General features: G+C 55.4%; 10 protein-coding genes. 7 read left to right on the top strand and 3 right to left on the bottom strand.

Features of this window, described 5'->3' with window-relative positions; all coding sequences use genetic code 11:
• Position 1: 1 nt before the first annotated feature.
• Positions 2-1,402: a 3-isopropylmalate dehydratase large subunit gene (gene leuC / locus EAH77_RS11535; RefSeq protein ID WP_140472749.1), complete on the top strand. Its 1,401-nt coding sequence runs from the start codon at positions 2-4 to the stop codon at positions 1,400-1,402.
• A 10-nt stretch (positions 1,403-1,412) separates the two neighbouring features.
• A complete protein-coding gene (leuD, locus tag EAH77_RS11530) occupies positions 1,413-2,015 on the top strand; it encodes a 3-isopropylmalate dehydratase small subunit (protein ID WP_140472747.1) in 603 nt (200 codons plus the stop codon).
• A gap of 60 nt (positions 2,016-2,075) precedes the next feature.
• Here leuD and EAH77_RS11525 read toward each other — a convergent pair whose 3' ends face one another.
• Both EAH77_RS11525 and sgrT read right to left on the bottom strand, forming a co-directional pair.
• Positions 2,076-3,239: an MFS transporter gene (locus EAH77_RS11525; protein ID WP_140472745.1), complete on the bottom strand. Its 1,164-nt coding sequence runs from the start codon at positions 3,237-3,239 to the stop codon at positions 2,076-2,078.
• A 258-nt stretch (positions 3,240-3,497) separates the two neighbouring features.
• Positions 3,498-3,686 carry a glucose uptake inhibitor SgrT gene (sgrT, locus tag EAH77_RS11520; protein ID WP_140472743.1) on the bottom strand — a complete coding sequence of 63 codons (189 nt, stop codon included), beginning with the start codon at positions 3,684-3,686 and terminating at the stop codon, positions 3,498-3,500.
• A 100-nt stretch (positions 3,687-3,786) separates the two neighbouring features.
• On the opposite strand from sgrT, the gene sgrR reads away from it, so the two are divergent.
• The 4 genes from sgrR to thiQ all read left to right on the top strand — a co-directional run bounded on the left by sgrR (position 3,787) and on the right by thiQ (position 9,032).
• The gene (gene sgrR / locus EAH77_RS11515; RefSeq protein ID WP_140472741.1) at positions 3,787-5,451 is read left to right on the top strand and encodes an HTH-type transcriptional regulator SgrR; all 1,665 of its coding nucleotides are present in this window, start codon (positions 3,787-3,789) and stop codon (positions 5,449-5,451) included.
• A gap of 326 nt (positions 5,452-5,777) precedes the next feature.
• Positions 5,778-6,761 carry a thiamine ABC transporter substrate binding subunit gene (thiB, locus tag EAH77_RS11510; RefSeq protein ID WP_241673444.1) on the top strand — a complete coding sequence of 328 codons (984 nt, stop codon included), beginning with the start codon at positions 5,778-5,780 and terminating at the stop codon, positions 6,759-6,761.
• A complete protein-coding gene (gene thiP, locus EAH77_RS11505) occupies positions 6,737-8,347 on the top strand; it encodes a thiamine/thiamine pyrophosphate ABC transporter permease ThiP (RefSeq protein ID WP_140472737.1) in 1,611 nt (536 codons plus the stop codon). Before thiB ends, thiP begins: the two co-directional genes overlap by 25 nt.
• A complete protein-coding gene (gene thiQ, locus EAH77_RS11500; RefSeq protein ID WP_140472735.1) occupies positions 8,331-9,032 on the top strand; it encodes a thiamine ABC transporter ATP-binding protein ThiQ in 702 nt (233 codons plus the stop codon). Before thiP ends, thiQ begins: the two co-directional genes overlap by 17 nt.
• A 7-nt stretch (positions 9,033-9,039) precedes the next feature.
• Here thiQ and EAH77_RS11495 read toward each other — a convergent pair whose 3' ends face one another.
• Entirely contained in the window at positions 9,040-9,807 is a 768-nt protein-coding gene (locus EAH77_RS11495) for a DedA family protein (RefSeq protein ID WP_140472733.1), read from the bottom strand.
• 253 nt (positions 9,808-10,060) lie between these two features.
• Between EAH77_RS11495 and EAH77_RS11490 the strand changes: the two genes are divergently transcribed.
• A complete protein-coding gene (locus tag EAH77_RS11490; RefSeq protein ID WP_140472731.1) occupies positions 10,061-12,457 on the top strand; it encodes a DNA polymerase II in 2,397 nt (798 codons plus the stop codon).
• Positions 12,458-12,574: the final 117 nt, after the last annotated feature.

Genomic DNA, 12,574 nt, shown 5'->3' with positions numbered 1-12,574 from the left:
CATGGCGAAGACCTTATATCAGAAATTGTTTGATGCGCATGTGGTGTACGAGGCGCAAAACGAAACACCGCTGCTGTACATCGACCGCCATCTGGTCCACGAAGTGACATCTCCGCAGGCGTTTGACGGCTTGCGCGCGATGGGCCGCAAAGTGCGCCAACCCGGCAAAACCTTCGCCACTATGGACCACAACGTCTCGACGCAAACCAAAGACATCAATGCCAGCGGCGAAATGGCCCGTATTCAGATGCAGGAACTGATCAAGAACTGTGCAGAATTCGGAGTGCAGTTGTATGACCTGAACCACCCTTTCCAGGGCATCGTTCACGTGATCGGTCCTGAGCAGGGTATGACCTTGCCAGGCATGACCATCGTTTGCGGTGACTCGCATACCGCGACGCACGGCGCCTTCGGCTCACTGGCGTTCGGTATCGGCACATCAGAAGTGGAACATGTTCTGGCGACGCAAACCCTGAAACAGGGCCGCGCCAAAACCATGAAAATTGAAGTCACCGGCGATGCACCTGCTGGCATCACGGCGAAAGATATCGTACTGGCAATCATCGGTAAAACCGGCAGTGCTGGCGGTACCGGCCACGTAGTGGAATTCTGTGGTAAAGCGATTGAAGCGCTCTCCATGGAAGGTCGAATGACCTTGTGCAACATGGCCATCGAAATGGGCGCCAAAGCCGGTCTGGTGGCAGCCGATGAAACCACCTTTGCTTACCTGAAGGGCCGCCAGTTTGCGCCGAAAGGTCAGGACTGGGACGCCGCTGTCGCTTACTGGAAAACCCTGAAAACCGACAGCGATGCGAAATTTGACGCAACCGTCACCCTGAATGCGGCAGATATCGCGCCGCAAATCACCTGGGGAACCAACCCAGGCCAGGTGATGGCCGTGAATCAGGTGATCCCTAATCCATCATCGTTCAGCGATCCGGTTGAACGCGCGTCAGCAGAAAAAGCGCTGGCCTATATGGATTTGCAGCCGGGCATCAAACTGACCGACGTGGCCATAGACAAAGTATTTATCGGTTCATGCACCAACTCACGTATTGAGGACTTACGCGCTGCGGCTGCGGTAGCCAAAGGCCGTAAAGTGGCTAATGGCGTGCAGGCGATTGTGGTTCCGGGTTCAGGCCCAGTCAAAGCACAGGCGGAAGAAGAAGGCCTGGATAAGATCTTTATTGAAGCCGGATTTGAATGGCGTCTGCCGGGCTGCTCAATGTGCCTGGCGATGAACAATGACCGCCTGGAACCTGGCGAGCGCTGTGCGTCCACCAGCAACCGTAATTTCGAAGGCCGTCAGGGTCGCGGCGGCCGCACCCATCTGGTCAGCCCGGCAATGGCGGCGGCGGCGGCGGTGACCGGCCGTTTCGCTGACATTCGTGAACTGAACTAAGGAGAACACCATGGCTAAATTTACCCAACACATTGGTCTGGTGGTTCCGCTGGATGCGGCTAACGTCGATACCGACGCCATTATTCCGAAGCAGTTTTTGCAGAAAGTCACCCGCACCGGTTTTGGTCAGCATCTGTTTAACGACTGGCGGTTTCTCGACGATGCCGGGCAGAAACCTAACCCCGATTTCGTGCTGAACAAGCCACGTTATAAAGGTGCAAGCATTCTGTTGGCGCGTGAAAACTTCGGCTGCGGTTCATCGCGTGAACATGCGCCGTGGGCGTTGACCGACTACGGTTTTCACGCGGTCATTGCGCCGAGTTTCGCTGACATCTTCTACGGCAATTCGTTTAATAACCAACTGCTGCCTATCACGTTGAGTGATGCGCAGATTGATGAGTTATTCAATCTGGTCGAAGCCAATGAAGGTATTACCTTCGTGGTGGATCTGGAAAATCAGACCGTGCAAGCGGGCGATAAAAGCTACCCGTTTGAGATAGACAGCTTCCGCCGTCACTGCATGATTAACGGTCTGGACAGCATTGGCCTGACTTTGCAGCACGAAGCCAACATCTCCACCTACGAGAGCAAACAGCCCGCGTTTATGAACTGATTCTGGGATACGAAGCATAAAAAACCCTCGTAAATCGCGGGTTTTTTATGTGTTCAAAACTCAGACATCTTTTACTTTCCACATCAGCGCAAACGCCACCAGCGCCAGCCCTGTTGCGACCCAATAAACCTGATAATGGCCGAAATTTTCCACGATAGCCCCCTGCAATAACCCGGCGAAAATCACCCCGGTTGAGATGCTGTTGGTGAATAACGTCGTCGCCGAACCTGCTCGTCCCGGCATCAGATCCTGAAAATAGAGCATACCGATACCGGCAATAATTCCGATAAAAATCGCATTGAACAATTGCAGGATCATCAGCGCAGTTTTGAACTGGAAGGCAACCAGACCAGCATAGAAAATCACCCCACTGGCGACGGCATACAGCATCAGTTTGCGTTTCCCCAGCCGTTTGACCAGATAACCAGCGAGTAACATGGCAGGAATTTCTATCCCTGCCGCCGCCCCCATCAGCAGCCCGGCCAGCCCTTCTGACAGCCCAAGGTCATTGGTGATATACAACGGCATGTCGATCACATACATGATGTTGCAAGTCCACATCAGCAAAGAAGCCAGAAAGAGCAACCGCACGTCCCGGTTACGCCATGCGCTGACCGGCACGACCACATTATCGACCGGCTGCCCGGCGCGGGGTACTGAGGGCAGGAAAAACCAAATCATCGCAATACTGGCAACAAAGACACCCGCCGCGCACAGATACATCAGAGTAAAGCCGTAATTCAGCGCCAGCATGAACGACAGCGGCGGCCCAAGCACCCAGGCCAGTGAGAGCATCGCGCGCATCATTGAGCTGAACATCACCACTTCACTGGAGGAACGGTCTGCGTGTTCACGCGCCAGTGCAAACAACTGTGGCATGGAAGCATTGGCAATAGCCGCTAACAGTACGCCCACGGTGATCAGCACCAGATAGTCGCGGCTAAAAGCAAACACCAGACTATTGCCTAAGGCCATCGTGCAGCACACCAGCAGCAACTTGCGCCGGTCGCCTTTATTATCAGACCGGTTCGCCAGCAGGAAGCTGATCGCAATCCCCGCGATGGCATTCACCGTATAAAACAGGCCAACCCACATCGGCCGCACTTTGACTTCATTGGTCAGAAACAGGCTCAGTGTGGGTGCCTGCAGCGCACCTGCAATTCCGCACAGTAGGGAAACCAATAAGAAAGTGACGTAAACTGAATTGACGCGACGTTTAAGCATGACCCATCCCTGATAAACCGAAGGCGAATAAATAACACCGCCCAGTGTAGACACCTTTGCAGTGAATGCCGAAAAAATATGCGCACTGAGTGTACCTGAGTCTGTCAGGTCTAAAGTGTCACTGTGGTGCACATTGGAATGCGGCTCGAAAAATACAATAAAAAAACCAGTGAGTTACCCCACTGGCTGGTGACATTACACCATTACTCAGAAAATCTTCATCGCCGGCCCTGGTCATTAACCCCACAGGGGCGGACTTCATAAATGCTGGCGGTACTGCTCATCGCTCATCTCATCGAGATCCCACTGCATCAGCCGTGACAGGATATCGAGACGATATTCCTGAGGCACCCATGACAACCATTCAGCTTGCGTTTTCATCGCTCTCTTTTGAGCAATAGCCAGAAAATAGCGTTGATAAAAACTGCGGTTTAAAACGCGTTTCATGATGGCCTCCCGTTCTGCATCACTGCTTTGTTGCTCAACAGTATCGGAGTAATATGAGGAAAGATAAATTGATGAAACTTAGGAAAGGAGTTCCTCTTTTATGCCATCACCTCGTCTGCAACAACAGTTCATCCGGCTGTGGCAAAGCTGTCATGGCGAAGCCACCGACACCACGCTTGAGGTGCTTTCCGGGGTGATGAATTGCTCCCGCCGTCATATGCGCTCCCTGCTGTCCACCATGCAAGACCAGGGGTGGTTGCACTGGCAGGCCCAGGTTGGCCGGGGGAAACGCTCAACGCTGACATTCCTCTATACTGGGCTGGCGCTCCAGCAACAGCGCGCCGAAGAGTTTCTTGAGCAGGATCAAATCGAACAACTGGTACAGCTGGTTGGTGATAAAACACAGGTGCGTCAGATGCTGCTGTCGCAGCTGGGACGCAGTTTCCGTCAGGGTAAACATCTCTTGCGCGTGCTGTACTATCGCCCACTCTTTAATTTGTTGCCCGGCACTATGCTACGTCGTTCGGAAACCCATATCGCCCGGCAAATCTTCAGCGGCCTGACACTTATAAATGAGGAAAAAGGGGAAGTCGAAGGCGATTTAGCCCATCACTGGCAGCAAGTCACACCGCTGCACTGGCGGTTTTATCTGCGTCCGGCCATTCATTTCCACCACGGTCGTGAACTGGAGATGGCCGATATCATCACAACGTTTACCCGTCTGAAACAATCCCACCGGCTGTTTAGTCATCTCGCTTCGGTCACGTCACCGACATCCAACGTGATTGACATTCACCTGCTCACGTCCGATCGCTGGCTGCCATGGCTCTTGGGAAACATTCACGCCATGATCCTGCCACGGGAATGGGAATCTCTGCCTGACTTTGCCCGACATCCGGTGGGTACAGGCCCTTATGCTGTGGTTCGGAATCAAAAAACGCAGCTGCGCATCCGCGCCTTTGACGACTATTTCGGTTTCCGTGCGCTGATCGACGAAGTGACAATCTGGGTGTTGCCGGAGTTGACCGAAGATCTGGTCCATTCCGGCGTCCAGCTACAGGCGGATGAATCCGGTAAAAGCGAGCTGGAAAGTCGTCTTGAGGAAGGTTGCTATTTTCTGCTGTTCGATCAGCGTTCGCCCGTCGGTCAACATGATGAAACTCGCCAGTGGCTGTGTGATTTACTGAGTCCGATTGCCTTACTCAACGCCGCAGAACCGATTTATCAGCGCTACTGGTCGCCGGCGTATGGCCTGTTACCGCGCTGGCATCATAAAAATCCGCAACCGGGTCCGCCAAAACCGGAAGGTCTGACGCACATTACGCTGACGTTTTACAGTGAGCATTCGGAGCATCAGGCTATCTGCAATGCCCTGCGTCCACTGCTGCTCGCAGAAGGTATTGAGTTGATTATTCAGGTGGTCGAATACGCCGTCTGGCACCGGGGGGACGCGCAAAGTGACCTGTGGCTGGGCAGCGCAAACTTCACTCTGCCGTTAGAGTTCTCCCTGTTCGCCACCTTCCTCGAGCTGCCCCTGGCGACACACTGTTTCCGTCACAATATGGACGACGACGCAGCATTATGGCATGCCGGTGAATTCTCCATGGCTGAATGGAGCCAGAAGCAGATCGCCAACCACCAGATCCATCCGCTGTTTCACCACTGGCTGGTTCTGCAAGGCCAGCGCAGTATGCGCGGCGTGCGTATGAATACTCTGGGCTGGTTCGACTTCAAATCCGCCTGGTTCGCACCGCCCGACAGTTAATCGCCCTTTCACCCGGCGCACTTAACCTCTAGAATGACAACCGTTCTCAACGGGGTGCCTGAAGTCCATGTTTTGTGGACTCGATCTTTAAACGCCGCGAGCGAGTGTTCAGCGGGAGAAGTCCAGCGCGCAGTAAGCGGAGCGTACATTCAGTACGTGAGCATTACGAGCACTGCACGACGCCCGATCAACACCCGCGCAGCAAGTTTAAAAAGGCTGAGAGTAGACCCGTCGAACCTGATCCGGTTGATACCGGCGGAGGGATTTGAGACTGCACCATGCTCACTCAAAATCCTTTGCCCCCTTTATTTTTTTGGAGTGCAAAGTTGAAGAAATTACTGCCCTGCTTGCTATTGCTGACCTCCCCGGCCTTTGCGGCCAAACCCGTCCTGACTGTCTATACCTATGACTCTTTCGCGGCTGACTGGGGCCCCGGCCCGGCTATCAAAAAAGCCTTTGAAACTGACTGCGGCTGTGAACTGAAATATGTCGCCCTTGAGGACGGCGTGTCACTGCTCAACCGCTTGCGGATGGAAGGTAAAAACAGTAAAGCCGATGTGGTGGTCGGGCTGGATAACAACCTGCTGCTGGCCGCCGAACAAACCGGTTTGTTCGCCAAGGCCCCCACCATTGACGCCAGGCTCGATATCCCCGGTGGCTGGAAGAACGACACTTTCGTGCCTTACGACTACGGCTATTTTGCCTTTGTGTATGACAAAAATAAGCTAAAAAACCCGCCGAAAAGCCTGGATGAACTGGTTAACAGCTCGCAAAACTGGAAAGTGATCTACGAAGATCCACGCACCAGCACGCCGGGCCTGGGCCTGCTGCTGTGGATGCAAAAAGTCTACGGTGACAAAGCCCCTGAAGCCTGGGCGAAACTGGCGAAGAAAACCGTCACGGTGTCCAAAGGCTGGAGTGAAGCCTATGGCCTGTTCCTGAAAGGGGAAAGTGACCTGGTGCTGAGCTACACCACCTCTCCGGCTTACCACATTATCGAAGAGAAGAAAGATAACTACGCAGCGGCCAATTTCAGCGAAGGTCACTATATGCAGGTTGAAGTTGCGGGCCAGCTGTCTGCCAGCAAACAACCTGCGCTGGCGACGAAGTTCATTAAGTTCGTCACCAGCGCTGGTTTCCAGCAGACGATCCCAACCGGCAACTGGATGTATCCGGTAGTGAAACAAGATCTGCCTGCTGCTTTTGGCCAACTGACGGTTCCGGCGGTTTCGCTGCAATACAGCGCCAAAGATGTCGCCGATCACCGCAGTGAATGGATCCGGGCATGGCAAACCGCCGTCAGCCGCTAATCCCTGACGGGTTGTGGCCGGGCATAGTCGCCGCGCTGTGTATTCTCGCGGTGGCCGTGCTGGCGCTCGGTTCACTGTGGCGCCACGCGCCGCAGCTGAGCGGGCCGTCACTGTGGCAAGATGCTTATCTGTGGCACGTGATCCGCTTTACCTTCTGGCAGGCGTTGTTGTCGGCGTTGTTCTCGGTGCTGCCTGCGATCCTGCTGGCCCGGGCGCTGTTTCGCCGGCGCTTTCCGGGGAGGCGGATCTTACTGCGCCTGTGCGCCATGACGCTCGTGCTGCCGGTACTGGTTGCGGTGTTTGGTATTCTCAGCGTGTATGGCCGTCAGGGCTGGCTGGCCCAGCTGTGCGGCTGGTTCGGCGTTAATTACACGTTCTCCCCTTATGGGCTGAAAGGCATTTTACTCGCGCACATCTTCTTTAATATGCCGCTGGCCGCGCGCCTGTTGTTGCAGTCGTTGGAAAATATCGCCACCGAGCAGCGACAGCTAGCCGCTCAGCTCGGCATGAATGCCTGGCAGCAGTTCCGTTTTGTCGAGTGGCCCGCATTGCAACGCCAGATCCTGCCCGCAGCGGCACTGATTTTTATGCTGTGCTTCGCCAGTTTTGCCACCGTGCTGTCGCTGGGCGGCGGGCCACAGGCCACCACCATTGAGCTGGCGATTTATCAGGCACTAAGTTATGACTATGATTTGACACGCGCCGCCACGTTAGCGCTGATTCAGCTGATCTGTTGCCTGGGATTGGTCATGCTCAGCCAGCAGTTAAGCCGGGCAATGCCGGTGGGACATACTCATGCTCAGCGTTGGCGTAACCCAGATGACTCGCGACTTCGGCTGGCGGGTGATGCGTTACTGATTGTGCTCGCCCTGTTACTTATCCTGCCCCCTTTGCTGGCGGTAGTCGCCGACGGAGCCAACCGCGCCGTATTCAGCGTGTTGCAGCAGCCCGCGTTATGGCAGGCGCTGTGGACGTCAGTCAGGATCGCCGCAGGCAGCGGCCTGCTGTGTGTGATCCTGACCATGATGTTGCTGTGGAGCAGCCGCGAGTTACGCCTGCGTCAGCACAACGGCTGGGCGCAGGCCATGGATCTCAGCGGGATGTTGATCCTCGCTATGCCGGGCATTGTGCTGGCCACCGGCTTCTTTTTACTGCTCAGTGATACCTTCGGTTTGCCGCAGTCACCCTGGGCACTGGTGATGTTAACCAACGCACTGATGGCGGTCCCTTACGCTTTGAAAGTGCTGGATAACCCGATGCGTGACGTGGCGGAACGCTACAATCCGCTGTGTCTTTCGCTGGATATGCACGGCTGGCAGCGGTTGCGTTGGGTCGAACTGAGCGCCCTGAAGCGTCCGCTGACACAGGCGCTGGCCTTTGCCTGTGTGCTGTCACTGGGTGATTTCGGCGTGATTGCCCTGTTCGGCAATGAGAATTTCCGCACCCTGCCTTTTTATCTTTATCAGCAGATCGGCTCCTACCGCAGTCAGGACGGCGCCGTGACCGCGCTGCTATTACTGCTGCTGTGTTTCCTGCTGTTTACTCTGATCGAACGTTTACCGGGCCGCCATGCTGACGCTAAATAAACTGACTTATCTCTACGAACATCTGCCGATGCGCTTTGATTTACAGATTGAAGCGGGTGAACGTGTGGCAATCCTCGGGCCGAGCGGTGCTGGGAAGAGCACGCTGCTGAGTCTGGTGGCCGGTTTTCTGGCACCGACCAGCGGCAGGATCACATTGAACGGCGAAGATCACAGCCATACACCTCCGGCAAAACGTCCGGTATCGATGCTGTTTCAGGAGAACAATCTGTTCTCACACCTGACGGTGCGCCAGAACATGGGACTGGGACTGCATCCGGGGCTGAAACTGACGTCAGCGCAGCAGCAGGCATTGCAGGATATCGCCCGTCAGGTCGGGCTGGAGGCGTGCTTAGACCGATTGCCGTCGCAGCTTTCAGGCGGGCAGCGTCAGCGGGTCGCACTGGCGCGCTGTCTGTTGCGCAGCCAGCCGATTTTACTGCTCGACGAGCCTTTCTCCGCGCTGGATCCTGCGCTGCGCAGTGAAATGCTGAACCTGCTGGACAAGATCTGCCGGGAGCGAAACCTGACGCTGCTCATGGTTTCACATAATCTGGATGACGCGGCACGGGTCGCGGATCGGACGTTGCTGATTGTCGACGGACGCCTCTATTACGACGGTCCGACGCAGGCATTAGTTGAGGGCAGTGCCGCCGAAGCCAAAGTCTTGGGCATTGCGCTGCGCTAAAGCCGTGTTATCTGACCATGACTTCCCACAACAGATGCCCGTAAACCGGCATCAGCGACTGCTTACTCAGCATCAAAAAACTGACCACGGTAGCCGCGACGCTGAGAATACAGACCCAGCGCAAACGCGGTAATGGCAGCCAGCGCGACATCGCATCATCGCTGTTTTTCGCCGACCGGATCCAGCGCCAGACCAGCCAGGCGCTCAGCCACAACAGGCTGATGGAACCCAGCAGTAGCCATTTGAAGACAGTACTGTTGTGCCCCGCCGGAATATCAATCGCCACGCCCGCCAGAATTCCCGGTAAAAAATAGACCGGCGGCCAGAAGATACAACCCACAATATTGGGTGGCGCAAACTTATAAGGCGGTAAGTTCAGCATACCGGCCACCAGCGGTACCAGCGGCCGCGTCGGGCCGATGAAGCGCCCGAGGATCACCGTCGCAAAGCTGTGTCGATCCAGGGCATGGCCGGTTTTATCGAGCAATGTCTGATAGCGTTGCAGGAATTTCCAACTGTGCAGCGGACCTTTAAATTTCCGCCCGATAAAGTACGACACCCAGTCGCCACAGAAGCAACCCAGCCCCGCAGCCAGCCAGGCTTCATACAAACCCACTTGCCCGCTACCAATCAGCGTACCCAGCGTGGCCATCATGACGGTGCCGGGCAATATCATCCCGACCAGCGCCAGTGATTCAAAAAACGCCACCACGGCGACGATGATCAGTGCGATTCCCACCGATTGTGCGACAAGATGTTGTAAATAAGCTTCCATAAAATCCCAGAGTGATATCCCCGTCATACTGCAACTCGAATCATTTAGGGGATAGGCTTCGTGCATCGTTTATTACGATAAGTCAGTCAAGCGGCTGAATTGTCAGTGCACGGCCAAAGTGAGTCAACCGCCTAATTGTATGCATATTTGCCGCAATAGGGGGCAAAAGCACCGCTGATGGACAAAGACTGTATAAATAACCATACTCTATCCCATCAGTATTCTTCTTTTAACCTGGTTCAATGAGGCGCTTATCAATACGAGTCCCACCCACACATCCGCCGCTAATGCTCCCCGACAGGGTTTTTTATTAACCCGGCACTGGCGCGATACGCCGCGCGGCACGGAAGTGGAACTGTGGCTGGCGACCGACGACGGCCCGCAGAAGGTGCGGCTGCCGCCTCAGGAATCCGTGGCGTTCTTGCCAGCAGCCCAGCGCGCGCTGGCAGAACGGGCACTGGCCGGGGAGAAAGGCTTTAGCTTGCGGGAATTACCGTTGCAGGATTTCCACTCCCGCCCGGTGCTGGGCCTTTATTGCCCGCAGCATCGCCAGTTGATGCGTATGGAAAAACTGCTGAAAGAGGCTGGCGTGACGGTTTACGAAGCGGATATCCGCCCGCCGGAGCGCTTCCTGATGGAGCGTTATATCACCGCACCCGTCTGGTTCAGCGGTACGCCGGGGGCAGACAATTTGCTGCTCAATACCCGCATGAAACCGGCCGAAGGCTACCGCCCTCCGCTGAAGTTGTGCTCGCTGGATATCGAAACCAGCGGCAACGGCGAACTTTATTGCATCGGTCTCGAAGGCTGCGGCCAGCGCCACGTTTATATGCTCGGACCGCCCAATGGTGACCCTGATACCCCGCGCGATTTTATTCTCGAATACGTCGACAGCCGCCCGATGCTGATTCAAAAACTCAATCAGTGGCTGGCCGACTTCGACCCCGATGCCATCATCGGCTGGAACGTCGTGCAGTTTGATCTGCGCGTACTGCAAAAACATGCTGAACGCTACAACATTCCGTTACGTTTCGGGCGCGGCGGCGGTGAACTGGAGTGGCGCGAACACGGCTTTAAGCAGGGGCATTTTTTCGCCGCTGCCGCCGGGCGTCTGATCATCGACGGTATTGAAGCACTGAAAACCGCCTTCTGGAACTTCCCGTCATTCAGTCTGGAAAACGTCTCGCAAACGTTGTTAGGTGAAGGCAAAGCCAGCGACAGCCCTTATCAGCGGCTTGAGGAGATTGAGCAGCGTTTTCGCGAAAACAAGCCCGCGCTGGCCCACTACAACCTGAAAGACTGTGAGCTGGTGACGCGGATCTTTGCCAAAACCGAACTGATGCCCTTCCTGCTGGAACGCGCCTCGGTGACGGGCCTGGCCGTCGATCGCAGCGGCGGCTCAGTGGCTGCATTCACCCATCTCTATTTACCGCGCATGCACCGCGTCGGGTACGTCGCGCCCAATCTGGGCGAACGCCCGGAAGAGATGAGCCCCGGCGGTTTTGTGATGGATTCGCGCCCCGGTTTGTACGATTCGGTTCTGGTGCTGGATTACAAAAGTCTTTACCCGTCGATCATCCGTACCTTTTTAATTGATCCGGTCGGTTTGGTGGCTGGGCTGCAACAGCCTGACGACGCGCATTCGGTGCCAGGATATCGTGAAGCACGGTTCTCGCGACTGAAACACTGCCTGCCGGAGATCGTCCGGCAAATCTGGCTGGGGCGGGAAAATGCCAAGCGGCAGAAAAACAAACCGCTGTCACAGGCGCTGAAAATTATCATGAATGCCTTTTATGGCGTACTGGGTTCCAGCGGCTGCCGGTTTTTCGACCCACGACTGGCGTCATCCATTACGCTGCGCGGCCATGACATTATGCGCCAGACCCGCGAACTGATTGAGGCCGAAGGTTATCAGGTGATCTACGGCGACACCGACTCTACCTTCGTCTGGCTGAACCGGGCGCATACCGAAGAGGAAGCCAGCGCCATTGGCCGTAAGCTGGTTGAACGGGTCAACACATGGTGGAAGGCACATCTTCAGCAAGAGTACGGACTGGAAAGTGCGCTGGAGCTGGAGTTTGAAACCCATTTCAAACGCTTCCTGATGCCCACCATTCGCGGCTCAGAACAGGGCAGCAAAAAGCGTTACGCCGGGTTGGTTAACGGTGCAGACGGTGAACATATTATTTATAAGGGTCTGGAAACCGTACGTACCGACTGGACGCCGCTGGCGCAGGTATTTCAACAGGCGCTGTATCAGCGGGTATTCCATCAGCAGCCTTATCAGGATTATGTTCGGGATTACGTGGCGAAAACGCTGGCCGGTGAATTCGACAGCCAACTGGTCTATCGCAAACGCCTGCGCCGCAAACTGAGTGACTACGAACGCAATGTCCCACCGCATGTCCGCGCAGCACGCCTGGCAGATGAATATAACCTGGCGCAGGGGCGCGCCCAGCAGTATCAGAGTGGTGGCTGGATAAGCTACGTGATGACCACCTCCGGGCCTGAGCCGCTGGAGAATTTGCACTCACCTATCGATTACGATCACTACATTGAACGTCAGCTTGAACCGGTCGCCGACGGTATTCTGCCCTTCCTTCACGACGACTTTGCTACACTGATTAATGGCCAGATGGGATTATTTTAAGTAAAAGATGGGCCTGCTCTCGTGATTCACAGGTGACGAATCGTTTACCTTCCATTACCATAGCGCCCTTTCCCAATTCTGATTCATCCTCACACAGAAAATCACTCCGCGCCTCCG

The organism is Ewingella americana, from assembly GCF_006438725.1.
In the GTDB taxonomy this organism is placed as follows: Bacteria; Pseudomonadota; Gammaproteobacteria; order Enterobacterales; family Enterobacteriaceae; genus Ewingella; species Ewingella americana_A.
The sequence above is the reverse complement of the archived record's forward strand: the minus strand, read 5'-3'. Positions and strand labels throughout refer to the sequence as shown.